Here is a 26,630-nt window from a genome sequence, read left to right as displayed (position 1 = left end):
TGGTAACGAGGAAAGCTTCAGTGATGGTGGAGAGCCTGGTAACACCTCAAGAACTTTCGAAGGCAAGCTCTCCAACACCTTGACCCTCATGCATCAACGCCCTTACCAAATTATAAGAACTGGCACACTATCACGCCGGCATTCAGAAACTTTTCGCAAAGAGCGATAGCAACTACCAAAAATCCAATAGTGTCCTAGACACCGTCTCCCAGCAACTTAAACAGCAGACGGCGCCTCGGCGAACTGGATGGATATTGATATAAAGGAGATCATGACCCGCAAGGGGAGTCAGCTCTTTAGCGCTTCACTGCAGCGCACCACCGGCCTAATTATTTATGACATCAAAATTTTCCCTATGAAAGAAGTGATCGGCCAGCTGTTTATTACACCAGCCCCAGCACTCACGTACTAGCCCGACTTTACTCATTGTTATCTACGAGCCCTTGAGCAGGGGCAGAATTTTATCACCCTTGAAAAAGCATGCAGCTCAAATGGTGAGACGGATGATCTGTGCACGCGTGATCATCTTATTGCCTTTAAAAGCAATGACGACTGAGGCCAACTGAAAACTCATCATTATGTTATGACCGTCCACAGACACTTATGCAGTGAAAAAACAGCCATGCGAGAAGCCACCGCACCGAGATACACATTGTAATTTTAAGAAAACTCAACAGGAATTAAAAATGATTGAACACTTTTCCAGCTTATATGTCTTGGTGGGCGTCAGCTTTATAACTTCATTTATGACTGCCGCCATTGGCGTTGGTGGCGGAATTGGATTGCTTGCAGTGATGCCTCAATTTTTACCTATATCAGCGGTTGTACCGGTTCACGGTTTAATTCAAATGGTGAGCAATGCCAGTCGATTTGCTTTTGATTACAAGAGTGCAAAAATAGAAATTCTTCCTAAATACATCATCGGCTGTCTGGCGGGAGCACTCATTGGATATTTCTTTATAGGGAAATTCCCTGAGAAATATCTATCACTCGCGCTTGGTTTTTTCATTCTGGCAATAACATGGACCAAGATCGTGTCACACCTGGGGTTCATATTTAAAAACTTTGCAATCGTTGGGTTTGTTCAAACATTTCTTTCACTCTTTGTGGCTGTAACCGGTTTGATATCACAGCCTATTTTGATGAGGATGAATATTAAAAAAGATGAAGTGATCGTCACCCATGCAATGCAAATGAGTGTACTGCACGGTTTGAAGGTCGCTGCTTTTGTTATGGCTGGCTTTGCATTCATGGACTACGCATACCTCATCACCATCATGATCATAGCCTCCACTGGCGGCTCGTATTTCGGTGGATTTCTTAGAGATCGAATATCGCAGCGTGTAGGCGCCATGCTTTTGAAAGTTGGCGTTACGTTTTTTGGTTTTAAAATGATTCTGGATCATTTCATTCAGAGCGTTTGAAATTTATCTCATCACAACAAGGAGTGTGAAATGGCGAAAAGCAAAAAAATCGATTGTTCTGACATCAAAGGAATCTCAGCTTTTCTTAATGAGCATGGATATTGTGTTGTCAAACCTCAAGATAACTCTTTGGAGGCATTTAGGGATATCGCCGGCAAGTTTGGATCAATTCAATTCCATACAAAATCCGATAAAAATGGAGTGGTGGGAGGTGGAGAATCAATAAACAAGGACTGGCAAAACTTCAAAGATGATTACCACGGTGAATTATCAAGTGATTTTTTTCCTCATACTGATGGGTCTTTTTTGAATGGGATGGCTTACGTTGGCGGCGTGGCAAGAAAAATCACACCTCCCAAATTTGTAATTCTCCAATGCGTATCAAAGCCGGAGACTGGCGGAGATAATTTTTTGATTGACGGGCAAAAAATCTACAATGATTTGCTTGCAAATCAAGCTGACATATTAAAGGTATTGATGACCAGCGGCAGTGTCACCTACTGTCGAGACGACTTATTATCCATGGATTGTTCTGTATTCGAAAAAATTAATGATAACCGGTTAAGAATTCGTTATAGATATGACAGCACTGCCTTTATTCCTCAGTGGGCTAGCGCTGCATTCAATTACATCCAAAACAATTACTCCACTAACGAGAACTACATCATTAATATAAGCCTTGACCCTGGGGACATTCTGGTCATGGATAACCTTAGAGTTTTACACGCACGCCATCAGTTCGTTGATGGCAGCAAGAAAAGAAAAGTAAGAAGACTTTGGATTGCTGATGATTCACAAGTCACATTTAAAAACATATTGAATCAGTCACCTGTGCGCAGAGCAATGTTCCCCTTTCAAAAATATAATATTGCCCAACAAGAAAATTCAGAGCATTTGCTTATTGACTATACATGCGGCATTCACTACCCGCCGAGTAAGCCTCTATCAAAAGCTCACAACGAGCTTGATATGATTGTCGAGTGACACTCACTATGGACACCTCCTTGACAATGCTCCTGATTGACGAGTAATTCGGAGACAGACCACGATTTCTGACTTAAATGAATATGCAGATGCTGAATAAATCGTGGTCTGTCCCAATTTTTTCTTCCGCCTCCTACAAACAAAGCCCCCGCAGCGATGCGAGGGCTTCGTTGTTTCCGGGGTTTGGAAAAACCCGCGCTCCCGCCTAGACCCCTTTGCCAAGAAAAGGCGCAGTTTCCACTTCCAGCATCAGCAACACCATTTCCGTCAATTCGGCGTCGGACTTCTGTCCCGCATAGAGGTCATGCAGTGCTTTGGCGAAGGGAATGCGCAAGTCCTGGTTTTCTTCGTGGGCGCTGTCGCTGTATTGCATGAGTTCGCTGATGGCGCGCATCACTGCCGCTTGCCACCGAGCGGTGGTCCTAAGACCATCGCCGGTGATTGCAATCAACTTATCCTCCGTCAGTTGGCGAAGGGCGGGTTCCCGCAACGGCTTATGCGGCTTTGGGTTGCGAGTGTTCTTTGACATACCGGACGATACTCAGCGTTTCCTGCCGGAACTGCTCGTAGTCGATCTGCTGGGCGTTAATAAAGGTGCTGCCCATCATGGTCAGCGACCCCATAAAGCTGGCTTCGGAAATTTCCTCGTCAGTCGCGCCAAACAAGCGCGCGGCTTCGGTATGGAACAGGGCGCAATACTTACAACGAGTCGCCCCGGACACTGCCAGACCTATCAACTCCTTGTACTTGTTAGGAATCTTGGTTTCTGCCAGCCAGAAATCCTTGGCTACGACCCAGAATCCGTTCGCTGCACCTTCCGGCATCTGCTTGATCCACTCCGGTACCTGACCCAGGGTCTGCTCAATTTCCCGATAGGTATCACGAATGGCCATTTGGCACCTCCTTACCTCTCTGGAGACATCTACACCAGAGGTACAACTTAGTTTAGTTCGCTGGCGGCCATGCCAGAGCCGGCAGCAGGACAACTCCAGGCAAGGAATCCTTAAATATCGTAGAAACAACAGGATGGATTTAGACTTTTTTGGCGCAATGACAGACCACTAAATGCTTGGAGTTATCAAACAAAGCCCCCGCAGTAATGCGAGGGCTTTGTTGTTTCCGGGGTTTGGAAAAGCAGGTCTTAGTGACCGGCACTCTGACCGCCATCGACGTGCAGGATTTCGCCGGTGACGAATCCGGCGGAGTCCAGATACACAACGGCCTGGGCGATGTCGCTGATCTCGCCCATGTGCCCGACCGGGTGCAAATTGCCCAGCGCTTCGTGGGTTTCTTCGGCGTGCATTGGCGTTTTGATGATGCCGGGGCTGACCGCGTTCACTCGAATGCCACGCTTGGCGTATTCGATGGCCAGGGATTTGGTTGCGGCGTTGAGGCCCCCTTTGGTCAACGACGCCAGTACCGACGGCACGCCGTCGACGGCGTGGTCTGTCAGGCTGGTGGTGATGTTGACGACGTGGCCGCGGCCTTGTTTTTCCATCTGCGCGATGGCGAGTTGGGTGATGTAGAAGAAGCCATTCAGGTTCACCGACAGCACAGCGGCGTAGTCTTCGTGGGTATAGGCGGTGAACGGTTTGGCAACGAAAATCCCGGCATTGTTGACCAGGGTGTCGATACCGCCAAAACGTGCGATCGCTTCACGAATCACCCGCTCGGCGATCGCCGGGTCGCCGATGTCGCCCGCCACGGTGAGGATGTCCGGGTCGGTGGACGGTTTGATCGAGCGCGAGGTGGCAACCACCCGGTAATCGAGATCACGGAAAGCCTTGACCATGCCCGCGCCGAGACCTTGGGATGCGCCGGTAATAACAATGACTTTTTTCGAATTGCTCATGATGAACCTCTACAAAATAATGGAGTTTTAAACGTGATCAATCAGGCTTCGGCAGGAGCCTGCGTCATTTGCCTCAGCACCTGTTCGTAGTACTCGACCGATTGCGAACCGGACACCAGGTGACGATCGTTGAGGATCATGGCCGGTACTGAGTTGATGCCGTGATCGCGGTAAAACGCTTCAAGCTCATGCACCTCTGTGGCAAACGCTCCGGACGCCAGCACCTCACGCGCACGCGCCGCATCCAGGCCCGCATCAGCCGCCAGGCGTACCAGCGTCTGGCGATCGCTCGGGTTCTGGCCGTCGCTGAAATAAGCGCGCAGCAAGCCTTTCTTCAGTTCAATCTGCCGCCCTTCCTGCAATCCCCAGAACAACAGGCGGTGAGCATCAAAGGTGTTGTAGAAGTGGCTGCGTTTCTGCAGATCGAACGTGAAACCGATGGCTTGACCACGGGCGATCTGCATCGCTTTGCCGGCCGCGATGTCCTCGGCGCTGCGCCCGTATTTGCGCATCAAGTGCTGGACCGCGTTCTCACCTTCGGCCGGCATGTCCGGGTTCAACTCGAAGGGTTTGAAGGTCAGCTTGACCGATACTTCACCGGCCAGATTCTCGATAGCCCGCTCCAGCGCCGTCACACCCAAGGCGCACCACGGGCACACCACATCGGAGATGAAATCGATGGTGACGGGCTGACTCATGACTGCCCCTCTGCCAGTTGTTTTCGGTACTGGGTGGTGGTGATCCCGGCATAGCCCCAGTTATCGGTGTCGACTTCTTCGATCACGATGTGGGTCAGGTCCGGGCGTTTGTTGAGGACCCGCTCCAGGGTTTCAGTGATTTCGGCGATCACCTGAGCTTTCTGCTCCGAGGTAACGCCATCGCGGGTAATGCGTACGCTGACGAAAGGCATGACGACTCTCCAGTGACCTTCCCTTCGGGATGATGGGCAGGTGGTGGAGTCGACTGTATGGCGTTGCCTTGGCGGGATAAAGATGGGTTCAAGCACATCATTAGTGACGTGATGTAATGAATATAGGCAGGATATTGATATGTCTAAACCAACTTTCCGCCCCTGAAAACCCCTGGAAGAACGCTGATTTTGAGCGTGTTTATGGGCCATATCCAATGCCCGGTTTACTCGCACTGATAAGGTCGTCGCCAGGTTTTTCACTAAAACTCCCCCGACCAAAGCTTCCAATTCGCCACGCTTGCGGCCCTTCTCCATCCACTCCGACCAACCCCTCTTCCGCGTCAACAGTGGCGTCCCGATCCGCGAAGCCCTGTCCCACGTTTCCGACTTGCTCCACCTTTCCAAACTGCTGGCCGAAGACGCGGCGATGGAGCGCAATACGGACCGCGATGCCTGGGCGTCGCACTATTTGCGGGAGATGAGTAAGGCGGTGATCGATGACGTGGTGAAGGTGTTGGCCGCGCCAGGTAACAACCGCAGCCAGTAACGTCGCTGTCTGAACCTGATCCGCACGCAAGAAAAAGCCCCGAACCAGTCGGGGCTTTCTCATTTCGGCCTTGCTTCAGGCCTCAACCACGCAACCGATCATCAGAAGATGTTGATCGGGTAATCCACGAACACACGGACTTCGTTGCCGCTGACGTTGTAGTCGCTGGATTTCTGCGACACGCGCAGGACCGAGCTGCGTACTTTCACGCTCAAGTCTTTGGCCGGGCCGCTTTGGACCACGTACTTGAACTGGTTGAAGATTTCGCGCTCGGTGCCGCCAGTGCTGGTGGCGGTGGTGATGTTGTCGCCACGCACATACGCCACGTTGTAGGTCAGGCCAGGCACACCGAAAGCGCCGAAGTCGAGGCCGTAGCCCAGCTGCCAGCTGCGTTCGTCTTCAGCGTTGAAGTCGGACCAGTAGGAGTTGGCGAGGTAGATGGTGTTGCCACCGTCACCGAAACGACTGCCATCGTTCTGGTAGCCGCCGTACGGGTAGCCGAGGTTGCTGTCACCGGTGCTGCGCTGGTGCGCGAGGGTGAACGAGTGCGGGCCAGTGACGTAGGTCGCTGCCAGGCTCCAGATTTTGTTGTCCTGGCCTTCGGTTTTGTTATCAAGGGCGTAGGACTTGTCCAGCTTTGTCTGGTAGCCGTTGAAGTCGAAGGTCAGGGACTGATCGGTGGCCAGCGGGAACACGTAGTTCAGGTTCACGTACTGTTTCTTCAGAACGTCTTCTACGTTGGACGCGTAGAACGCACCTTTGAATTGTTCCGTGAACTGGTAGCGACCGCCCAAGACGTTGATCGATTTCAGGCCACCGCTGTCACGACCTTCGGCGCTCTTGCGCGATTCGGCGGTGAAACGACCAGCGTTCAGCTCCAGGCCTTTGATCTCCTTGGAGGTGATCAAGGTGCCGGTGTAGCTTTCAGGCAGCAGGCGCGAGTTGTCGTAGTTCAGCACCGGCAGCTCCGGCATCTGGTCGCCATAGGTCAGCACGGTGTTGGACAGGCGGAATTTTACCGCCGCGCCAGCCTTGGCCAAGTCATCGGCAGCTTCGCCGCTGTCGCCTTGCTTGAAGAAGTCGATACCGCCGGCGCCACTACGACCCTTGCCGCCATCGAGGCGCAGGGCGTACAGACCGAAGGCATCAACGCCGACACCCACGGTGCCTTGGGTGAAACCCGAGGAGAAGGTGCCAATGGCAGCTTGGCCCCACTCGGCCTTGTCTTCTTTACCGTTCTTGTAATCACGATTGATGTAGGCGTTGCGCAACAGCACTTTCAGGCTGCTGTCTTCAACAAAACCTTTGGACTCCGCCTGGTCGTTAGCCATGGCTTGAGTGGCGCTAAAAATCCCCAGAGCGATCAGACCGATCCGCTTATTCAACATGTTATTTTCCTTATTACGGGTTGATACGCGCTGTGACCGCTGGCTGAAATGGCTGCTATTGCGCTCTTTTTTCACTCCAAAACAAAAGGCCCGCCCACGCAAAAGCGAGGCAGGCCCTTATTATTTTTTGGAGTCGTGGCGGTTGGCCACAGGCGTTGGGGCGAATCCTAGCCGCGCCCTTAAGCATGTGTCAATTTCGTGAATCTTCTGTAATTAGGCGAAAATCGTCTAAGAACTTACTGCTCGGCAATCGCCAATTGCACCGTGTGGCTGTCCACAAACTGCTCGAAATGAGTGACTTTACCGTTCGCCAAAGTCCACAAATGCGCGACTCGGGCGTTCATCGAACGACCCGTGGCCTTGTAGATTCCGCTGTAATTTCCATAGGCGAATACCTTGTCACCCTGCGCGACGTAGCTCTCGACCTTGAACTGAAAATTTTCCCATTCAGTGCCCAGTCGCTTGAAGACATTCTCGACGATGGCGTCGAAACCAACGTACGTCCCCGCATACGGAAACCCCGCCGATTCGGTCCACTGTGCATCAGTGGCTAACGCTGCGGCGGTGTTGCGCGCGTTCTCCTGGGAGTTGGCACCTTCATAGGTGCTTTTGATCAGGCTCAGGTTATCCATGGGTCGCTCCGCGTAGTCGATGAGATCAGTGAGCACAACCGTCCAGGCCACAGGCTTGAACCGGGGAAGTGGATTCGTTCGGATGGGCGACGACTGATTGGCTCAACCAGGCCGCAAATGCTTCAGGCTTACCGAGCCATGGACTGATGTCGACCACGGTGAATTGATCGTCCTGCTCCAGCACCAAGGTCGGGAAGCCCTGGCCACCAACCTGCGCCAACAGTGCGCGGCTTTTCTTGATGTGGTCTTGGGTTTCGTTCGCCAGTGCGTCCTTGAACTCGCGCTTGAAAGACTCAGCTTCCAGGCCAATCGATGCAGCGAGTTCCAACAACACCGCTTCATCGGCAATCCGCCGACCTTCCACGTAGTGCGCGCTCTGCAAACGCCCCAGCAGTTCCAGCCCACGTCCGGCGAGTTGTTCAGCGGCCAGCACGGCAGCAATCGGTGGCGCGGAATCAAACACGGCAGTGTGATCGCGCAACAGGCCTTCGAAATACGCCTCACCAAATGGCTGCCCGGTGTACTCGGCGATGCGTCGGTCGTGAGGCATCACGTAATCACGCAGTTGAGGTGAAACCGTCTGCCGGTTGGCGCCGGTCATCATGCCGCCGCCATGGGCGATCACCGGCAAAACAGCCTGCGCCGCTTGCACCAATGGTTTGGCGCCGTAGCACCAGCCGCACAGTGGGTCGTAGATGTAATGAAGGGTCGCGGTAGACATGGAAAGCTCCAGCAAAGTCGTAGGAATTCGATGCCGGCAGACTATTCCTATGACGGAGAGGGAAAAACGCCGTAATGGCTTTTAGTCTGTTTCGCAGATCGGTCAAATGGTGTGTTTGGGCTACGACAGGCTGGACCAAACCTGAACCCGCTTTTCCAAGGGCAAAAAAAAAAAGCGCTGCCATCCGGGCAGCGCTTTACCAATCCTTTGCTTTCTATCCTTCAATCACATCCCACAAGGCTTCAAGTTCTGCCTCACTGAATAAACCAGCGGGATAACGCTCGATCATCATCCTGCGCGGGTCAGGTTCTCTGACCTGTCGCGTTCCGTTGGATTTCAACCATTGCGCCAGCACCTGAAGCGATTCGCCATTCATTGCCAAGGGATGCGATGTCCGCTCGCTGACCATATTCATTTCCGGCGCTCTCTCCTGGTTCGTGAGCGGCTAACTTATCCAAGGTTTATGACAGAACAACGCGGTTCTACATTCCCGAGAATTGCTCTCAGACAGATACAAGAGCTATGCCAAAGTGCCTGCCAGGCCAGCATGTGGATATAAAAAAACCCGCAGTCCATAGGAGCTGCGGGTTAGATAAGGGGTCACTCACATGAACCGGATAAAACGCGGATCAATCCAGCGCCACCGATTGTTACAACTTCACTCAACCTTTGTGCGGTGCCGGCTGTTGTTGGGTAAGGCAATGGATGTTACCGCCACCCAGTAACAGTTCACGCCCCGGCACCATCACCACTTCGTGCTGCGGGAACAGGTTCTGGAGGATTTCCTTGGCTTGCGCGTCCAGCGGATCGTCAAAGCTCGGCGCAATGATGCCGCCGTTGACGATCAGGAAGTTCACGTAGGAACCGGCCAGACGCACAGAAGGGTTACGCTCCTGAGTACCGTCTACCGGGTCGACACCGGCGCACTCTTCCTCGGTCGCGTAAAGCGGCCCCGGAATCGGCATTTTGTGCACCTTAAATGGGCGGCCCTTGGCGTCCTTGGTGCTTTGCAAGACCTTCATTGCAGCCTGGCAACGCGGGTAGTTCGGATCCTGCGGATCGTCGGTCCAGGCCAACAGCACTTCACCGGGACGCACATAGCAGCAGAAGTTATCGACATGACCGTCGGTTTCGTCGTTGAACAAACCGTCCGGCAGCCAGATGATTTTATCCACAGCCAATTGTGCGCTCAGCACCGCTTCGATGTCGGCACGGCTCATGTGCGGATTGCGATTACGATTCAACAGGCATTCTTCAGTGGTGATCAGCGTGCCTTCGCCATCGACGTGGATCGAACCGCCTTCGAGCACGAAACCCTCGGTGCGGTAACGTGGGCTGCGCTCGATCTCGAGGATCTTGCCGGCCACTTGCGAGTCACGATTCCACGGCGAATACAGACCGCCATCAAAGCCGCCCCAGGCGTTGAAGTCCCAGTCGACACCACGGACTTCGCCGCTGTTATTGATGACGAAGGTCGGGCCGGTATCACGGACCCAAGCGTCGTCGCTGGACATCTCGACGAGGCGGATATTCGGCACATCCAGACGCGCACGGGCGTTTTCGTACTGGGCCGCCGAGACGGCAACGGTCACCGGTTCAAAACGCGCGATGGCCTTGGCCACCGCAACGTGAGCGGCTTGCGCCGGCTTGCCACCCAGGCGCCAGTTGTCCGGGCGCTCCGGCCAGACCATCCAGGTCTGGGTTTGGGTTGCCCACTCGGCGGGCATGTAAAAACCGTCAGCGCGAGGCGTGCTGTGCAAAGTAGTCATAGTGATCAGGACTCCAGGGAACCGTCGAGGGTTTTGATTGCGCCGTACAGGTTTGGACGACGATCACGGAACGAACCCCAGGCGCTACGGATGTGCTCCAGTTCGTCGAGGTCGAAGCTCTGAACCAGTACGCCTTCTTCGGTTTCGTTGAGCTCCTGGACTTTCTCGCCGAACTGGTTGGCGATGAACGAGGAGCCGTAGAAGGTGATGTCGTAGCCGTCCTGCTCTTCATTGCCGATACGGTTGCTGGCGATCAGCGGCATCAGGTTGGCGCCGGCATGGCCTTGTTGGACGCGCTGCCAGTGGTCGCGGGATGAAATGCTCTTGTCGTGCGGTTCGCTGCCGATGGCGGTTGGGTAGAACAGGATTTCCGCGCCTTGCAACGCCATGCTGCGGGCGCATTCCGGGAACCACTGATCCCAGCAGATGCCCACGCCGATTTTCGCGTAACGGGTGTTCCAGACTTTGAAGCCGGTATCGCCCGGGTTGAAGTAGTACTTTTCATGGTAGCCAGGACCGTCCGGGATGTGGCTTTTACGATAAATCCCGAGGTTGCTGCCATCGGCATCGATGATCGCGATGCTGTTGAAACGTGCGCGACCCGCCAGTTCGAAGAAGCTGATCGGCAGCACGACTTGCAGTTCTTTGGCGACTTTCTGGAAATGCTTGATGGCCACGTTGTCTTCAACTGAAGTGGCCAGCTGCAGGTAATCCGGGTTCGGCTTCTGGCAGAAGTACGGGGTCTCGAACAGTTCCTGGATCAGGATGATCTGTGCGCCTTTGGCTGCGGCCTCACGGACCAGCTTCTCAGCGGTCTCGATGTTGGCTTCAAGGTCCCAGGAACAAGCCATCTGGGTAGCGGCGACGGTAACGATACGGCTCATGAATCATCTCCCGGGCGGGTTCAGAGGGTCGATTGTGGCATCGACCGATGACAGAAATGGGAACGGCCAGGCGCGGTGATCTACGCCGTTGCGTTAGGCGACTTTATAACCGATAAAAATCGGCTTTTAAAGCGATATATAATCACGAAGTCGAAAATACTCCTTTAAATCCCGATATCAATCGAACTTATAGCAATCCCGTGGGAGTGTGTTTAGAGGCCTTCGTCCAGCACCTTCGACAAGGTATCGACAAAAAAATCCACACTGTGTCGCGTGGTCACCATCGGTGGTTTGATCTTGAGAATGTTCAAGTAATCGCCGGTCGGCTGCATGAAAATGCCCAATTCGCGCAAGCGGTCGCACAACGCCGTGGTTTCTTCCGTGGCCGGTTCCAGGGTTTCGCGGTTGCGAATCAACTCCACGCCCAGATAGAAACCGGAGCCATGCACCGCGCCTACCAAAGGATGGCGCTCGATCAACGCCTCAAGCCGCTCCTTGAAATACCCGCCAACGATCCGGGCGTTTTCCCAGAGTTTCTCTTCCTTCATCACATCCAGCACCGCCATGCCGATGCGGCAACTGACCGGGCTGCCGCCTGCCGACGAGAAGAAATAGCCTTCTGCCTCCAGCGCCTCGGCGATTTCGCGACGGGTAATGACCGCGCCCAATGGCTGGCCGTTGCCCATACCTTTGGCCATGGTGATGATGTCCGGCACTACGCCCTGCTCTTCAAAGCCCCAGAAGAACTTGCCCATGCGACCGTAGCCGACCTGCACTTCATCGGCGATGCACACGCCACCTTGGGCACGGACCAGCGCATACACCTGTTTCAGGTAACCCGGTGGCAGAGAGATTCCACCGGCGTTGCCGTACACCGGCTCGCAGATAAAACCGGCCAGTTGTCGCTTCTGCTCGGCAATCTTCGCCAGGTTGTGTTCGACGCTGCGCACGTAATCCGGCGCGCTGTCGAGGCCACGGAACTCGCCACGATAGGTGTTCGGCGCCGTCACCGGGTACACCCAGTCCGGACGACTGCTGAGAGCCTTGGGGTTATCTGCAATTGAAGTCGACACCGCATCGGCGGCCACCGACCAGCCGTGATACGCCTCAAGCACGCTGAGCATGTCGCGACCGCCGCTGTAGGCCCACGCCAGACGAATCGCCAGGTCATTGGCCTCGGTACCGCTGTTGACCAGAAACACCCGATCCATCGAGTCCGGCGCCAGTGCCAGCAAACGCTCGGAGAACTCAGCGATAGCCGCATAGTGGAAACGCGAGTTGGTGTTGAGCAACGACCACTGACGGCTGGCCTCGGCGGCCATGCGCGGGTGACCGTGACCGAGCACCGCAACGTTGTTGAGCATGTCCAGGTAGGAGCGGCCCTGCATGTCGATCAGATGATTGCGCCAGCCCCGCTCGATGCGCGGCGGATCGACGTAATAGTGTTTTTGCGAGCGGGCAAAACTCGCATCGCGGCGTTCCAACAAAGTATGCGGATCAAGTTCGGCCTCTGCGTCGCAAGCCAGCCCCAACAACGCCGCGGGCGATGGGCACAACGCCTGCCAGGCAGATGCGCGGGACGGTGAGCAAAACAGTGGTGGATTCAGTTCCGCGCCACGGCTGAGCTGAACCCGCAACGCTCCGCTGACTTCACCCAGCACCTGCCCTTTGAGCACGGCCGCACCGGTGTGCAGCGAGGGATGGACACCCCACAGGCGCACACTCAATTGTGCGCTGTCCAGTTGCACGCGGCCGTCGGCGCACAGGTGCACGACACCGGCAAAGGGTGCTTCAACCGTTGTGCCCTGTGGCACCTGCAAGTCAACGTGCAGCGGGCACGTGTCCGGCTCGACGGCACTGTCCGGACGCGTCTGCGATAAACGGTATTGCCCGTAACGACTGGCCGCCAAACCATGGGCTGCCGCCGCTTCGACCAACAGACGTTGATCGATGCCGTCCTGCTCCCAGTTGCCCGCTTCGAAATGCGGGCTCAAGACACCGAGGTCGATCAAGGCAAACTCGCGGCCGACCAGGCTCGGCAGCAATGGCGCAAAACCCTGACTGGCAATTGCCGGCAACGACTGGCCGACCGCTATCAGAATCGCCGCTTCCATCAGTTCAAATGGCACTGAAGTCGCAACGCGGAAAATCTCCCACTCGTGGTTCAGATTGTCGCGACTGTATTGGTTCTGCGGATCGATGCTGATCTGTTGCTCACCGCTGAGCACCAGCACCGCTGCACGCGCGACGATCAGCGGCCACAGCGCCAGCAACTCTTCGTGCTTCAGCGGATTGACCGCGTGATAAGCCTGCACCGCCGGCAAAATGCACAGTGGATCGCCATCGGCATGGTGCAGCAGCGCAGCGCAGGTCACCGACAGATCGGTAATGCGCCAGGTACGAATCAGATCGCCAAAATCGATGACGCCCTGCAACCGCCAGTGACGCTGCTTATCCCGTTTCCAGACCACATTGTCATCGGTGATGTCCATGTGAATCGCCTGCACCGGCAACTTCACCATCAGCGGCTGCAAACGCCGCTCGGCCTGTTGCGCGGCCTCGGCGATCAATGCTCGCTGCCGCTCATCACGGATCACCGGCAGCAGGTGATTGATCAACGCATTGGCGTGCCGGGCATCCCACTGCAAGGCACGCTCAAGCCCCGGATGCTCGAACCCGGCTAGCGCCAGATCCATTTCGCCACAGAGCTGGCCGAGGCCGGCAACCAGTTCATGGCCAAGGTGCTTGAGGTGGGTCAGCGATTGACCTTCGATGTAATCGAGCAAACGCACATGCAGTGCTTGCCCGGCGAGTTCCAGGGTCAGCAGGTCCTCGCCGTTTTTCGCCGGAATCGCCCGTGGCACATGCAAACCCGGCTGCGAGCCCAGGTGTTTGAGTGCCGCGTGCTGGGCGTGCAGCTCCAGCGCCGCGTAGTCACCCCGGCAGATTTTCAAGACGAAACGGCCCTGGTCGCTGTCGAGCCGGTAGTTGAGATCCTGCTGGCTGCCCAGCGACTGCAATGTCCCGCTCAGGCCGTAGTGCTCGCGCAACAGCTCCAGCGCTTGCTGCACGGTGACTTGCGGGCTGGGCAGACTGGCACGGTGAATCAACGTGGCGAGCGACATACAACGACCCCTGGAATTTTTATAAGGCGTCTATATCGCCACTGCTGACCGCGATACGCAACCCCCTTATACCGGTCAGTGATGGATAACGGCGGGAGGCTTCAAGCCACGCCACACAGCGGTGAACTTTCCCACGAAACGTGTCGAACCCGAGGAATGTTCGGCGCGTTCTCACGCCCCTAGGCTGCCTCCCATGGACAGGGAAGCCCGCCGCACATGCCAGAACGCTCATACCCGCTGACGTACAAAGAACAGCTGCGCCGCCGTATTTTGCAGCCGCCGCCATCACCCAACCTGTATCCGCCGATTCCCGATTTGCCGGTGAATCGACCCGCTGATCCCGCCCCCAACAAACCGCTGGGCTGCGTTTTCGCCAAATCCTGCAAGTTGCCGGACGGCATCATCAATTACGCCAATCCGTCCGGTTTCGTGCCGCTGGATTCGTTGAAGGATTACGGAAACTTCGCCCTGCTGGGCGGGCGAGAGACCGACAGTCCTGGCGCCGTGCCGCTGAAGAAAATCAGTGGCAGTGCATTGCCAATCGGCCTTGGCGGCCTTGCTCTGGGCGGGTCATCGGTCAGTGCTGTCACAGCAGTCGGCGGCACTGTTGCTGCCGGCTTGCTAACCGGTCTGGTCGCCCTGCTCTGGCCCTCCGAACTGGGCGACAGCGCCCTCTATAGCGAAGAGCAACTGCGCTCGCTTGAACACGCCAACTCACGGGTGCGCCTGCGCGTCGAGCAACAGGCTGACGGCACCCTCATGGGTTACGGCTTCTACACCGGCAACAACGCCGAATGGCAACGGATTCCGGTGATCCAGTTCCAGGCACGCGGGGCGCAACAGGTCGCCGTATTCGGCGAAGGTCTGGAACTGATCTGGACCCCGGCTATCGACCCCGCCGACACCCTCGGCATCCCGGCACTGGAGGCCGCGCCGCAAGCGCCGAACATCTGGGTCTATCCTCCGACCGAGGCGAGCAACAGCATCCTCGTGAACCCGATTTATCCACCGGAGTATCAGGATTTCATCCTGGTATTCCCGGCGGACTCGGGGGTGCGGCCGCTTTATGTGGTGGTGAATGCGCCTACGAGGAAGGGTGTTCTTGAGCCTGGTCGCAAATATCACGACGCGCCTGCCACGGCTCTGATAACCGGAATTCCAGGGCTTAGAAGGGTTCCTGGCAAAACACCAAAACAAGGAGGAGCGGGTATACGCGAGCGCTGGAAAGATACAAAGGATCGGATCATCTATGAGTGGGATTCACAGCATGCTGAGCTTGAGGCGTACCGAGCCAGTGATGGCAGTCACATAGGGTCATTCGACTACATCACTGGCGAGCAGTTTAAACCGGCAAAAAAAGGCCGGAATATCAAAAAATACATGTGAGGTCGATATGGGTTTGAAATTGAAGTTGCACTGGTTCAACAAAACTACCGAGTTTTGTGAAGGGGAAATTTACTCACAGGACTTCGGGGACGACGGCGCAGTCATCGAGTCATTGGGCCTGCAGCCTGAAAACACAGTCAATCAGGGGGTTTTCAATTTACTGCCTGAGTGGGTAGCACTCATTCAACCTTACTTTAACCACACCATTGATCTGAGCGCTCACGACTATCAATTAGGATTCGCCTATAGGGATCAATGGTGAAAGCCGGATAAAAGAGAACCTCAATCCCGGATCTTTTCCAAATCCGACCAACACCCCTCTTGTGCCGCCCCCCTCCTGCCGACAAGCTATGATCCATACGCATAATCGTTCGACGAAAAAGGCAACTCCACATGCGCATTCTCATCACCGGCGGTGCCGGCTTCATCGGCTCGGCGCTGATTCGCCACCTGATCCGCCACACTGAACATGAAGTGCTCAACCTGGACAAGCTGACCTACGCCGGCAATCTAGAGTCACTGAGCAGTATCGCCACCAACACCCGCTATGAGTTCGTGCAGGCCGATATCGTCGACCAGGCCACCGTCAGTGCGGTACTGGCGCGGTTCCAGCCGCAGGCGATCATGCACCTGGCGGCCGAGTCCCATGTCGACCGTTCCATCGATGGCCCGTCGGACTTCATCCAGACCAACATTGTCGGCACCTACAGCCTGCTGGAAGCCACCCGCGCCTACTGGAACGGCCTGGCCGAACCTGAGAAAAGCGCCTTTCGCTTTCACCACATTTCGACCGACGAGGTGTATGGCGACCTGCATGGCGTCGATGACCTGTTCACCGAAACCACACCTTATGCGCCGAGCTCGCCGTACTCCGCCAGCAAGGCTGCGTCCGACCATCTGGTCCGCGCCTGGCAACGCACCTACGGTTTGCCGGTGCTGCTGACCAATTGCTCGAACAATTACGGGCCGTTCCACTTCCCCGAGAAACTCATTCCGCTGGTGATCCTCAACGCCCTCGCCGGTAAGCCACTGCCGGTGTACGGCAACGGCCTGCAAGTGCGTGATTGGCTGTTCGTCGAGGATCATGCCCGCGCACTGCTCACCGTGGTGACCAACGGTGTGGTCGGTGAGACGTACAACATCGGCGGCCACAATGAACAGAAAAACATCGACGTAGTCCGCAGCATCTGCAGCCTGCTGGAGGAGTTGGCGCCGCAAAAACCTGAAGGCGTCGCGCACTTCGCCGACCTGATCACTTTTGTCCAGGATCGCCCCGGCCACGACCAGCGTTACGCCATCGACGCCAGCAAAATCGAACGCGAGCTGGGTTGGGTTCCCGAAGAAACTTTCGCCAGTGGCCTGCGTAAAACCGTGCAGTGGTACCTCGATAACCTAGACTGGTGCCAACGAGTCCAGGATGGCAGCTATCAAGGCCAACGCCTGGGTTTCACTGACTTCAAGGACTTGATCGCATGATGAAGGGAATTGTTCTGGCAGGCGGCTCTGGTACCCGCCTGCACCCGATCACACTCGGGGTGTCCAAACAACTGTTGCCGGTCTACGACAAACCGATGATCTATTACCCGATCTCGGTGCTGATGCTCGCGGGCATCAAAGAAATCCTGGTGATTTCCACCCCTCAGGACCTGCCGCAATACCGCAATCTGTTGGGCGACGGCAGTCAGTTCGGGGTGCATTTCAGCTATGCCGAGCAACCGTCTCCAGACGGCCTGGCCCAGGCGTTCCTGATTGGCGAGGAGTTTATCGGTGACGATTCGGTGTGCCTGATCCTGGGCGACAACATCTTTCACGGACAGCACTTCACCGAAAAGTTGCAACGTGCCGCCGAGCACACCGGAGGCGCCACAGTTTTCGGCTACTGGGTCAAAGACCCGCAGCGTTTTGGTGTGATTGATTTCGACGATCAGGGCAACGCGTTGTCGATCGAAGAGAAACCCCTGCATCCCAAATCGAGTTACGCGGTCACCGGCCTGTATTTCTATGACAATTCGGTGGTGGAGATCGCCAAAGCGGTCAAACCATCGGCTCGTGGCGAGCTGGAAATTACCGACATCAACAATGCGTACCTGCAGCGTGGCGACTTGCGCGTCGAGCGGTTCGGCCGGGGTTTTGCCTGGCTCGATACCGGCACCCACGACAGCCTGCTGGAAGCGTCGCAATACGTGCAGACCATCGAGCATCGCCAAGGCCTGAAAGTCGCCTGCCTCGAAGAAATCGCCTACTACCAGGGCTGGATCGATCGCGATCATTTGCTCAAGCACGCCGAATACTTTGGCAAGACCGGTTACGGCCAGTACCTGTTCAGCCTCGCCGGAACACACCAATGAAGGTCATCGCCACCCAATTGCCCGAGGTTCTGATCATCGAGCCGAAAGTGTTTGGTGACGAGCGTGGATTTTTCTACGAAAGCTTCAACGCCAGGGATTTTCAGCAAGCGACGGGGCTGAACACAACGTTCGTTCAGGACAACCACTCACGCTCGCAGAAAGGTGTGCTGCGCGGCTTGCATTACCAACTGGAAAATACCCAGGGAAAACTGGTGCGGGTCACTGATGGGGAAGTCCTCGACATCGCCGTCGACATCCGCCGCAGCTCGGCGAATTTTGGACGCTGGGTGGGCGTGCGCTTGTCTGCACAAAACCATCGCCAACTGTGGATTCCCGAAGGTTTTGCCCATGGATTCGTCGTGCTGAGCGACTACGCCGAGTTCCTCTACAAAACCACCGACTACTACACCCCATCGGCCGAACGCTGCATTCGCTGGGACGATCCCGATCTGGCCATCGACTGGCAACTCACGCAAACACCACAGCTGTCGGCCAAGGACCAGGCCGGCAAGCTTCTGCGCGAGGCGCAGGTATTTGCATGAGCACGCCCCTGAAAATCCTCATCAACGGCCAGCACGGTCAGGTTTCCATCGAGCTGCAACGCCGCCTCAAAGGGCTCGGCGAACTGATCGTGCTGGGGCGCGATCAGCTCGATCTGGCATATCCAGAGCAGATCCGTCTGCAGATTCGCGCTTTACGTCCGAATCTGATCATCAATGCCGCCGCACACACAGCCGTCGATCAAGCGGAAAGTGAACCCGAGTTGGCGTTCGCGATAAACGCCACAGCGCCGGGAGTGCTCGCCGAGCAGGCCCTGGAACTGGGTATCCCGCTGATTCACTACTCAACCGACTACGTGTTCGACGGCTGCAAAGCCTCGCCTTATACCGAGACCGACGAACCCCACCCGCTGGGCGTCTACGGCGCCAGCAAACTGGCCGGCGAGCAGGCCATCCGCGCCGTCAACGGTCAGCACCTGATTCTGCGCACCAGTTGGGTCTACTCGAACCACGGGCGCAACTTCCTGCTGACCATGCAACGGTTACTGCAAGAGAAACCGCACTTGCGCATCGTCGCCGACCAGATCGGCGCACCGACCTGGGCCGGCACCATCGCCACCAGCACGCGCGCCTTGATCGAGCGCTGGCAATCGGGGCAAGCCGGTGCCTGGGGCACTTACCACCTGACCGCTCAGGGCGAAACGTCATGGTTTGGATTTGCTCAAGCCATCGCCGAACATTTACAGACGCAGCACAAAACCTGCGCCAGCCTGGAGGCGATCCCCAGCCGCGACTACCCGACACCCGCCACTCGCCCACTGAACTCGCGTCTGGATTGCCGCCTTCTGCAACAGCAATGGCAGGTCAGCCAACCCGACTGGCGCGACGCGTTGCGCGAGTGTCTTGCCGAACAAGCCTAGGCATAATGCGCCTGTACCTTCAGGCGCCCGATGCTTATGACCCCAACACTCCCCCGCAGACCCCGCTGGCGCAGCCTGGCGCTGCTCGCCCTGTGCCTGGCGCCGTTGTTGTGGCCACTGCAGCACCTGGCCGAGCGTTATTACCGCAGCGAGCTGGTTGGACAAAACCGCCAGACGCTGGACCTCTACGTCGCCAACCTGCTGGGGACCCTGCACCGCTATGAAGTCTTGCCGCAGATCCTCGGTGATCTACCGGCCCTACGTGCCGTTCTCGCCGCGCCATATGAGCCGCAGGCCACCGACAACGCCAATCGCCTGCTCAAGGACATCCGCGCCCAGACTGGCGCCGAAGTCATGTACCTGATGGACACCCACGGCAAGACCCTGGCGGCGTCCAACTGGGACAAACACGATAGTTTTGTCGGGCGTAACTTTGCCTTCCGACCGTATTTCAGCGAAGCCATGCAAGGCCGCCTCGGGCGCTTTTTCGGCCTGGGCACGACGTCGGCCAAACGCGGTTATTTCTTTGCCGGAGCCGTGCGCGATGGCGAGCAGATCATTGGTGTTCTGGTGGTCAAGGTCGACCTCGACCACACTGAAAGCCTTTGGGGTAAAACCCCCGAGCAACTGCTGCTGACCGATCACAACGGGGTGGTCATCATCACCTCACGCCCGGAGTGGCGCTTCAGGGCGACCCGACCGCTGACTGACGAAGAACGCCACGCGATCTCTGCCGTCCAGCCCTACCCGACCCGTGATCCGCAACCGCTGAACCTCAACCCGGACGCTTGGCTGATCCAGACTCAGCAGATCGAAGAAACCGGCTGGAGCGTCAGCATCCTCGCGCCCAGAACCTTGATCGACCGCCCCGTGCGCACAGTAGTGGCCATCGGTGGGGCGACGCTGTTGGTGTTGATGTTGCTGCTGGGACTGATGATGCAACGCCGTCGCCACTACTTGCAGCGCATCGCCTTCGAGGCCAAGACCCGCCGCGAACTGGAAGCGCGCGTCGCCGAAAGAACCAGCGACCTCGAAGGGCTCAACCGCCGTCTCAAGCAGGAAGTGCTGGAGCGCGAACAGGCGCAACAAGAGCTGGTGCGCGCCCAGGACGATCTGGTCCAGGCCGGCAAACTCTCGGCGCTGGGCACCATGTCGGCAAGCATCAGTCACGAGCTCAATCAACCGCTGGCGGCGATTCGCAGCTACGCGGAAAACGCCGAAGTGCTGCTTGACCATCAACGCACCGACGATGCCCGCGGCAACCTGAAACTGATCAGCGAGCTGACCGGGCGCATGGCCTCGATCATCGCTCACCTGCGTGCCTTCGCCCGTCGCGACCGTCACGCCCCGGAAAGCGTTGCGCTGCAACCGGCGCTGGATGATGCACTGGCGTTGCTGGCCAAGCGCAGGCGGGCAATGGAAGTCGAACTGATCCGTGACCTGCCGGCTGCCACGCTGTGGGTCGAGGCCGGCGAAACCCGTCTGCGCCAGGTACTCGGTAACCTGTTGGCCAACGCCCTCGACGCCCTGACCGAAAAAGGCCCGCCCCGTAAACTCTGGTTGAGTGCCGAATCCACCGCCGACGGCGTCAACCTGTACATTCGCGATAACGGCCCGGGGTTCTGCATGGAGGCCCTCGGTCGCGCAGGTGAACCGTTCTACACCACCAAGACCCGCACTCAGGGCCTTGGACTGGGGTTGGCCATTTGCGACACGTTGATGCGCGCCTTCGGCGGTGAACTGTCGTTCGCCAACCACAAGGAAGGCGGCGCCCTGATCACCCTGCGGCTGCGCGCGGGCGCACCCGGTGTAAGTCTGCAACCGTCCGAGGACCGCAGTGAATGAGTAACCTCATAGACAACCGTATCCAGGTGGTGCTGATCGACGACGATCCGCATCTGCGCCAGGCCCTGAGCCAGACGCTGGATCTCGCCGGTCTGAAAATCCTCCCGTTGGCCGAAGCCAAGGGCCTCGCTTCGCGCCTTGAGCGCGACTGGCCGGGCGTGGTGGTCAGTGACATTCGCATGCCGGGCATGGACGGTCTCGAACTGTTGAATGAATTGCACGCCCAGGACCCGGAACTGCCGGTGTTGCTGATCACCGGCCACGGCGATGTACCGCTCGCGGTGCAGGCGATGCGTGCCGGCGCTTATGACTTCCTCGAAAAACCGTTCGCCAGTGACGCATTGCTCGACAGCGTGCGCCGCGCCCTGGCCCTGCGGCAATTGGTGCTGGACAACCGCAGTCTGCGGTTGGCCTTGAGCGATCGCAACGAGCTGAGCACCCGACTGGTCGGGCAATCGGCGCCGATGCTGCGCCTGCGCGAACAGATCGGCGCATTGGCACCGACCAAGGCCGACGTGCTGATCCTCGGTGAAACCGGTGCCGGCAAGGAGGTCGTGGCCCGTGCCCTGCACGACCTGTCGAATCGCCGCAATGGCCCGTTTGTGGCAATCAATGCCGGAGCACTGGCCGAATCGGTGGTCGAAAGCGAACTCTTCGGCCACGAACCCGGCGCCTTCACTGGCGCGCAAAAACGCCGTATCGGCAAATTCGAATTCGCCAACGGCGGCACGCTGTTCCTCGATGAAATCGAAAGCATGAGCCTGGATGTGCAGGTGAAATTGCTGCGCCTGCTGCAAGAGCGGGTGGTCGAGCGTTTGGGGGGCAATCAGCTGATCCCGCTGGACATCCGGATCATCGCCGCGACCAAGGAAGACCTGCGCCAATCGGCCGATCAAGGGCGTTTTCGCGCGGACTTGTACTACCGCCTGAACGTCGCACCACTGCGCATTCCACCGCTGCGCGAACGGGGCGAAGACGCGCTGATGCTGTTCCAGCATTTCGCCAACGAAGCCAGCGAGCGCCATGGCTTGCCACCCCACGAACTGCAACCCGGACAACGAGCCCTGCTGTTGCGCCATTCCTGGCCCGGCAACGTCCGCGAACTGCAAAACGCCGCCGAGCGATTCGCCCTGGGTCTGGAACTGGCGCTGGACAACAGCGTTCCGGATGGCAGTGCTGCGCCGCACAGTGCAGTGCTCGGCGGCAATCTGAGCGAGCAGGTGGAAAGCTTTGAAAAGAACCTGATCGCCGCCGAACTGGCGCGCACTCACAGCTCACTGCGCAGTGTCGCCGAAGCGCTGGGTATTCCACGCAAAACCCTGCATGACAAACTGCGCAAACACGGCTTGAACTTCGCCGATGGCGCTGGCACCAACAGCAATGCCGACGAGCTCGATTGAGCCATGCCGACTAACCTTCACCCAAGCGTCCCACACTGCGAGGCCCGTGCATGAACCGCGACAGCCGTCACCTTGAATCCGTCCTCCATCGCGACATTCCCCTCACCCGGGATATGGGCCTCAAGGTACTCGACTGGCACGACCGGCAATTACGCCTGCACTTGCCGCTGGCGGCCAACGTCAATCACAAGAGCACCATGTTTGGCGGTAGTTTGTACTGTGGCGCGGTGTTGGCGGGTTGGGGCTGGCTGCATTTGCGCCTGCGCGAAGAAGGCGTCGAGGGCGGGCACATCGTGATTCAGGAAGGTCAGATCAGCTATCCGCTGCCGGTCACTGGCGATGCCATTGCCATTTGCACGGCGCCAAGTGCGGCAGTGTGGAGGAAGTTTTTGGCGATGTACCAACGCTACGGCCGGGCGCGGTTGGCGTTGCATACACGGGTCGTCAACGTCGATAGCGATGAGGATGCGGTGACGTTTACCGGGCAGTATGTGCTGCATCGGTAGTCCCTTTGCAGGAGGTCAGCCAAAGTTTACGCAAAACTTGTGGTGAGGGGGCTTGCCCCCGTTGGGGCGCGAAGCGACCCCGAGCCCAGACACCGAACGGTATCCGTTAAACCCCATTGACTGTATTGCGACTGCTGCGCAGCCGAACGGGGGCAAGCCCCCTCGCCACAAGGCTGCGGTGTGCTCAGGAGCGAGCCAGTTCCAGCAGCTTCTCGCGCCACGCGGCTTTGGCCGGCAGCGCCAGGAAAAACGCATTGCGCAACGACTCTCGCGCCGGATAGCTGAACGGCTCACCGCTCAACTCCAGCACCTCGCCACCCGCACCTTCGAGCACGCCTTGTGCGGCAGCCGTATCCCACTGGGAGGTTGGTGCCAAACGCGGGTAACAATCCGCCGCGCCTTCGGCCAGCAGGCAAAACTTCAGCGAACTGCCGATATTGGCCAGTTGCAGCTCACCCAGACTGGCACTCAAGCCAGCGAGCAAGCGCTCCTGCTCAGGGCTTGAATGTCGACGACTGGCGACCACGGTGAACGCTTCGCCAGCAGGCAGTACGTCACGGACCTGTATCGGCAGCGGCGCAGCATCCTTGTCGGCACGCCAGGCCCCAAGTCCGGCGCCACCGAAGTAGCAGCGGCCATTGGTCGGCATCGACACTACGCCAAACACCACACGTCCCTGTTCGATCAGCGCGATGTTGACAGTGAACTCTTCACTGCCGGAAATGAACTCCTTGGTGCCATCCAACGGGTCGACCAACCACCAGCGCTGCCAACCGGCGCGCACCGATTGCGCAATGTTGGCGTCTTCTTCCGAGAGCACCGGGATGCTCGGATCAAGTGCTGTCAGCCCGGCCAGAATCAGATGATGAGCGGCGAGATCGGCGGCGGTGACCGGAGAATCGTCAGCCTTGGTGGTCACGTCCGTGCCTGTGCGCCAGAACGGCAGGATGACTTCGCCGGCCTTCAACGCCAACTCGACCACGGGGGCCAGCAAAGGATGAACCTGGGGGAAATCACTCACGGTTGAAACACTCCACGCTGGGTCAATAAATCACGGGCCAGGTACAACGCCGCCAAGGCGCGGCCTTCGGTGAACTGCGGGTTCTGCGCCAGCGCCGCGAGCTCTCGCAGATTGACCCGGTCCACACGCATCGGCTCTGGCTCATCGCCTTCAAGGCTTTCTTCGTACAAATCAGTCGCCAACACCACCTGAATTTTCTGGCTCATATAACCGGGCGACAGCGACAGCTCGGTCAGATGCTCCAGTTGCCGGGCGCCAAAACCGGCCTCTTCCTTGAGCTCACGCTCGGCCGCTGCCAACACATCCTCGCCAGGTTCGATCAAGCCCTTGGGCAACGACAGTTCATAGGCATCGGTTCCGCCGCAGTATTCTTCAACCAGCACCGCGTGGTCGGAATCGAGCATCGCCACGATCATTACTGCGCCATACCCCGCGCCCTTGCCGACCAATCGCTCATAGGTGCGCTCGACGCCATTGGAAAAGCGCAACTGCACCTCTTCAACGCAGAACAAGCGGGTGGTGGCGACGATCTCGCGGGCTAATACTTCGGGTTTCTGGCGCATGGCGGCTCCTTGGCGTGAACGCGGTACTATAACGCGGCTTTCTTGATTGTTTATGTCGGATATCTTTTTACCGCTGGAGAAGTTTTCAATGCCATCACTGCCCTGGCGCGACATTGATACCGTTCTGCTGGATATGGACGGCACGCTGCTGGACCTGCACTACGACAACCATTTCTGGATGGAACACCTGCCCAAGCGTTATGCCGAGCTGCATGGTGTCAGTCGGGCCATGGCCGAGCTGGAATTGCAGCCGTTGTTCGAGCGCAACGCCGGTCAGCTGCAGTGGTATTGCCTGGACTTCTGGAGCGCTGAGCTGAAGCTGCCGGTGCGCGAGTTGAAACTCGAGACCGCCCATCTGATCGCATTGCGACCGGACGCCGATACCTTTCTGGCAGCGATCAAGCAGGCCGGAAAGCGCGTGATCCTGATCACCAACGCCCACCGTGACTCATTGTCGCTGAAGCTGGAAAAAGTCGAACTGGCGCCCTACTTCGAGCGGTTGATCAGCTCCCACGATTACGGTTTCGCCAAGGAAAACCCGCAATTCTGGGACGCCTTGCACGCAGACATCGACTTCGACCCACGCCGCAGCCTGTTCATCGACGACACATTACCGATCCTGCGCAGCGCCCGGGAATTTGGCGTGGCGCATCTGTTGGCCGTGAGCCAGCCGGACAGCCGAAAAGAACCGAAAGACACTGCGGAATTTGCAGCCGTCGGGGATTATCGGGATCTCCTTGCAGGCCTCTGAGATCGAGTCGCCTGCATCGCGGGCAAGCCTTGCTCCTACGGACCGTGTGATCGCGTAATCGTGTGATCGCGTAATCGTCTGTAGGAGCAAAGCTTGCTCGCGATGGCCATCACACGGTCTAGAAATCCACAGTGCCCGACCAATGACTCAACTTCGGCACAAGCGCTAGAATCGCGCCCTTTGCCTGCGCCACGGAGCGACGATGGACATCAAACAGCTGAAATTCCTCATCGCCCTCGACGAAACCCGACACTTCGGCCAAGCCGCAGCGCGCTGCCACATCACTCAGCCTACTCTGTCGATGCGCTTGCGCAGCCTTGAAGAAGAACTCGATCTGCCGTTGGTCAATCGTGGCCAGCGCTTCGAAGGTTTCACCGCACCGGGCGAGCGGGTGCTGGCCTGGGCGCGCACCGTGCTGGCCGCCTGTGACGGCTTGCAGGCCGAGGCCGCAGCCTGTCGCGGCAACCTGGTCGGCACCTTGCGCCTGGGCGTCGTGCCGCTGTCGAGTTTTGATCCGCTGCCACTGATGCAGAAACTGCACGCCGAACACCCGAACCTGCGTTTCGAACTCTCGGCCTTGAGCTCGGAGCAAATCCTCGAACACTTGGCGAACAATCGCCTGGACCTCGGCGTGTCCTATCTCGAGCGCCTCGACAGCGAGCGCTTCGATTCATTGGCCTTCAGCGAAACCCGCATGGGCCTGCTCTACGACCAGCGCTTTTTCAGCTTCGGTGAAAAGCCCTTGAGCTGGGAGGCTCTGATCGAGCTGCCCTTGGGCATGCTCACCAGCGGCATGCACTTTCGCCAGTCCATCGACCACAACTTCCACAGCCGTGGTCTCAGCCCGCAGCCGTTGTTACAGACCGACGCGGTCCATCAATTGTTGCAAGCTGTGCACGGTGGCCTGTGTTGCGCAGTGATGCCACTGGAAGGCGGGCTCGAAACACTGACCGAGCATTTGCGCCTGCAACCGATTGAAAATGCGCAAACCCTTGGCCGGCTGGGGCTGATCATGCGCCGCGGTACACCGCGCTCGGCATTGGCTGAAGCGTGTTTCGCGTACTATCAGAAATCACTTACGAACTCTTGATCGACGCCATCTATCGGTAGATCAGTAATAGCGATTAGACGTGACACATTGACGCGCCTAGGCT

Annotated in this window: 29 protein-coding genes; 15 read left to right on the top strand and 14 right to left on the bottom strand. The window is 57.6% G+C overall.

The features are described 5' to 3' along the window. The first annotated feature begins 247 nt into the window (after positions 1-247). The 3 genes from AABM55_RS01380 to AABM55_RS01370 all read left to right on the top strand — a co-directional run bounded on the left by AABM55_RS01380 (position 248) and on the right by AABM55_RS01370 (position 2,408). On the top strand, positions 248-412 hold the full coding sequence (locus AABM55_RS01380) for a hypothetical protein (RefSeq protein ID WP_347928626.1): 165 nt from the start codon (positions 248-250) through the stop codon (positions 410-412). A gap of 274 nt (positions 413-686) precedes the next feature. Further along, the gene (locus AABM55_RS01375) at positions 687-1,424 is read left to right on the top strand and encodes a TSUP family transporter (protein ID WP_347928625.1); all 738 of its coding nucleotides are present in this window, start codon (positions 687-689) and stop codon (positions 1,422-1,424) included. 30 nt (positions 1,425-1,454) lie between these two features. After that, complete coding sequence (locus AABM55_RS01370) at positions 1,455-2,408, top strand: TauD/TfdA family dioxygenase (RefSeq protein ID WP_347928624.1); 954 nt, start codon at positions 1,455-1,457, stop codon at positions 2,406-2,408. 205 nt (positions 2,409-2,613) lie between these two features. Here AABM55_RS01370 and AABM55_RS01365 read toward each other — a convergent pair whose 3' ends face one another. The 5 genes from AABM55_RS01365 to AABM55_RS01345 form a co-directional block, all read right to left on the bottom strand. Then, on the bottom strand, positions 2,614-2,859 hold the full coding sequence (locus tag AABM55_RS01365) for a hypothetical protein (protein ID WP_347928623.1): 246 nt from the start codon (positions 2,857-2,859) through the stop codon (positions 2,614-2,616). Positions 2,860-2,902: 43 nt separating this feature from the next. Then, positions 2,903-3,301, bottom strand: a complete 399-nt coding sequence (locus tag AABM55_RS01360) for a carboxymuconolactone decarboxylase family protein (RefSeq protein ID WP_054595137.1) — start codon at positions 3,299-3,301, stop codon at positions 2,903-2,905. A 248-nt stretch (positions 3,302-3,549) separates the two neighbouring features. Further along, entirely contained in the window at positions 3,550-4,260 is a 711-nt protein-coding gene (locus AABM55_RS01355; RefSeq protein WP_347928622.1) for an SDR family NAD(P)-dependent oxidoreductase, read from the bottom strand. A 41-nt stretch (positions 4,261-4,301) separates the two neighbouring features. Further along, complete coding sequence (locus tag AABM55_RS01350; protein ID WP_347928621.1) at positions 4,302-4,958, bottom strand: DsbA family oxidoreductase; 657 nt, start codon at positions 4,956-4,958, stop codon at positions 4,302-4,304. Then, on the bottom strand, positions 4,955-5,170 hold the full coding sequence (locus tag AABM55_RS01345; RefSeq protein ID WP_019691259.1) for a 4-oxalocrotonate tautomerase family protein: 216 nt from the start codon (positions 5,168-5,170) through the stop codon (positions 4,955-4,957). Before AABM55_RS01345 ends, AABM55_RS01350 begins: the two co-directional genes overlap by 4 nt. 298 nt (positions 5,171-5,468) lie before the next feature. On the opposite strand from AABM55_RS01345, the gene AABM55_RS01340 reads away from it, so the two are divergent. Beyond that, a complete protein-coding gene (locus AABM55_RS01340) occupies positions 5,469-5,717 on the top strand; it encodes a DUF3077 domain-containing protein (protein WP_347928620.1) in 249 nt (82 codons plus the stop codon). A 101-nt stretch (positions 5,718-5,818) separates the two neighbouring features. On the opposite strand, the gene AABM55_RS01335 is transcribed toward AABM55_RS01340, so the two are convergent. From AABM55_RS01335 to AABM55_RS01305, 7 genes are all read right to left on the bottom strand, one after another. Then, positions 5,819-7,105 (bottom strand): OprD family porin, encoded by a 1,287-nt coding sequence (locus AABM55_RS01335; RefSeq protein ID WP_347928619.1) that lies wholly within the window; start codon positions 7,103-7,105, stop codon positions 5,819-5,821. A gap of 236 nt (positions 7,106-7,341) precedes the next feature. Further along, on the bottom strand, positions 7,342-7,737 hold the full coding sequence (locus tag AABM55_RS01330; RefSeq protein WP_347928618.1) for a nuclear transport factor 2 family protein: 396 nt from the start codon (positions 7,735-7,737) through the stop codon (positions 7,342-7,344). A 25-nt stretch (positions 7,738-7,762) separates the two neighbouring features. Then, on the bottom strand, positions 7,763-8,458 hold the full coding sequence (locus tag AABM55_RS01325) for a DsbA family protein (protein ID WP_347928617.1): 696 nt from the start codon (positions 8,456-8,458) through the stop codon (positions 7,763-7,765). Positions 8,459-8,672: 214 nt separating this feature from the next. Further along, the gene (locus AABM55_RS01320) at positions 8,673-8,873 is read right to left on the bottom strand and encodes a hypothetical protein (protein WP_054595130.1); all 201 of its coding nucleotides are present in this window, start codon (positions 8,871-8,873) and stop codon (positions 8,673-8,675) included. Positions 8,874-9,120: 247 nt separating this feature from the next. Further along, positions 9,121-10,227, bottom strand: coding sequence for an agmatine deiminase (aguA, locus tag AABM55_RS01315; protein ID WP_054595129.1), 1,107 nt, complete (start codon positions 10,225-10,227; stop codon positions 9,121-9,123). A 5-nt stretch (positions 10,228-10,232) separates the two neighbouring features. Beyond that, the gene (aguB, locus tag AABM55_RS01310; protein WP_054595128.1) at positions 10,233-11,111 is read right to left on the bottom strand and encodes an N-carbamoylputrescine amidase; all 879 of its coding nucleotides are present in this window, start codon (positions 11,109-11,111) and stop codon (positions 10,233-10,235) included. A gap of 212 nt (positions 11,112-11,323) precedes the next feature. Beyond that, a complete protein-coding gene (locus AABM55_RS01305; RefSeq protein WP_347928616.1) occupies positions 11,324-14,236 on the bottom strand; it encodes an aminotransferase in 2,913 nt (970 codons plus the stop codon). A 216-nt stretch (positions 14,237-14,452) separates the two neighbouring features. Here AABM55_RS01305 and AABM55_RS01300 point away from each other — a divergent pair, with 216 nt between their 5' ends. The 9 genes from AABM55_RS01300 to AABM55_RS01260 all read left to right on the top strand — a co-directional run bounded on the left by AABM55_RS01300 (position 14,453) and on the right by AABM55_RS01260 (position 23,141). After that, a complete protein-coding gene (locus AABM55_RS01300) occupies positions 14,453-15,622 on the top strand; it encodes an S-type pyocin domain-containing protein (protein WP_347928615.1) in 1,170 nt (389 codons plus the stop codon). Positions 15,623-15,629: 7 nt separating this feature from the next. After that, a complete protein-coding gene (locus AABM55_RS01295) occupies positions 15,630-15,884 on the top strand; it encodes a colicin E3-like toxin immunity protein (protein WP_347928614.1) in 255 nt (84 codons plus the stop codon). 131 nt (positions 15,885-16,015) lie between these two features. Beyond that, entirely contained in the window at positions 16,016-17,098 is a 1,083-nt protein-coding gene (gene rfbB, locus AABM55_RS01290; protein WP_347928613.1) for a dTDP-glucose 4,6-dehydratase, read from the top strand. Beyond that, a complete protein-coding gene (gene rfbA, locus AABM55_RS01285; RefSeq protein WP_054595122.1) occupies positions 17,095-17,970 on the top strand; it encodes a glucose-1-phosphate thymidylyltransferase RfbA in 876 nt (291 codons plus the stop codon). The genes rfbB and rfbA overlap by 4 nt, the downstream gene beginning before the upstream one ends. Next, a complete protein-coding gene (rfbC, locus tag AABM55_RS01280; protein WP_347928612.1) occupies positions 17,967-18,512 on the top strand; it encodes a dTDP-4-dehydrorhamnose 3,5-epimerase in 546 nt (181 codons plus the stop codon). Before rfbA ends, rfbC begins: the two co-directional genes overlap by 4 nt. Next, complete coding sequence (rfbD, locus tag AABM55_RS01275) at positions 18,509-19,390, top strand: dTDP-4-dehydrorhamnose reductase (RefSeq protein WP_347928611.1); 882 nt, start codon at positions 18,509-18,511, stop codon at positions 19,388-19,390. The genes rfbC and rfbD overlap by 4 nt, the downstream gene beginning before the upstream one ends. A 36-nt stretch (positions 19,391-19,426) precedes the next feature. Next, positions 19,427-21,235 (top strand): ATP-binding protein, encoded by a 1,809-nt coding sequence (locus AABM55_RS01270; protein WP_054595119.1) that lies wholly within the window; start codon positions 19,427-19,429, stop codon positions 21,233-21,235. Next, positions 21,232-22,635: a sigma-54 dependent transcriptional regulator gene (locus AABM55_RS01265; protein WP_347928610.1), complete on the top strand. Its 1,404-nt coding sequence runs from the start codon at positions 21,232-21,234 to the stop codon at positions 22,633-22,635. Before AABM55_RS01270 ends, AABM55_RS01265 begins: the two co-directional genes overlap by 4 nt. Positions 22,636-22,685: 50 nt before the next feature. After that, positions 22,686-23,141, top strand: a complete 456-nt coding sequence (locus AABM55_RS01260; protein WP_103318221.1) for a YiiD C-terminal domain-containing protein — start codon at positions 22,686-22,688, stop codon at positions 23,139-23,141. Positions 23,142-23,325: 184 nt separating this feature from the next. On the opposite strand, the gene cysQ is transcribed toward AABM55_RS01260, so the two are convergent. Both cysQ and nudE read right to left on the bottom strand, forming a co-directional pair. Continuing rightward, on the bottom strand, positions 23,326-24,162 hold the full coding sequence (gene cysQ / locus AABM55_RS01255; RefSeq protein ID WP_347928609.1) for a 3'(2'),5'-bisphosphate nucleotidase CysQ: 837 nt from the start codon (positions 24,160-24,162) through the stop codon (positions 23,326-23,328). Next, positions 24,159-24,725, bottom strand: a complete 567-nt coding sequence (nudE, locus tag AABM55_RS01250) for an ADP compounds hydrolase NudE (RefSeq protein ID WP_054595115.1) — start codon at positions 24,723-24,725, stop codon at positions 24,159-24,161. Before nudE ends, cysQ begins: the two co-directional genes overlap by 4 nt. 88 nt (positions 24,726-24,813) lie before the next feature. On the opposite strand from nudE, the gene yrfG reads away from it, so the two are divergent. Further along, positions 24,814-25,476, top strand: coding sequence for a GMP/IMP nucleotidase (gene yrfG, locus AABM55_RS01245; protein ID WP_347928608.1), 663 nt, complete (start codon positions 24,814-24,816; stop codon positions 25,474-25,476). A gap of 202 nt (positions 25,477-25,678) precedes the next feature. Next, positions 25,679-26,566, top strand: coding sequence for a LysR family transcriptional regulator (locus tag AABM55_RS01240; protein ID WP_347928607.1), 888 nt, complete (start codon positions 25,679-25,681; stop codon positions 26,564-26,566). Positions 26,567-26,630: the final 64 nt, after the last annotated feature.

The organism is Pseudomonas helvetica, from assembly GCF_039908645.1.
In the GTDB taxonomy this organism is placed as follows: Bacteria; Pseudomonadota; Gammaproteobacteria; order Pseudomonadales; family Pseudomonadaceae; genus Aquipseudomonas; species Aquipseudomonas helvetica.
The sequence above is the reverse complement of the archived record's forward strand: the minus strand, read 5'-3'. Positions and strand labels throughout refer to the sequence as shown.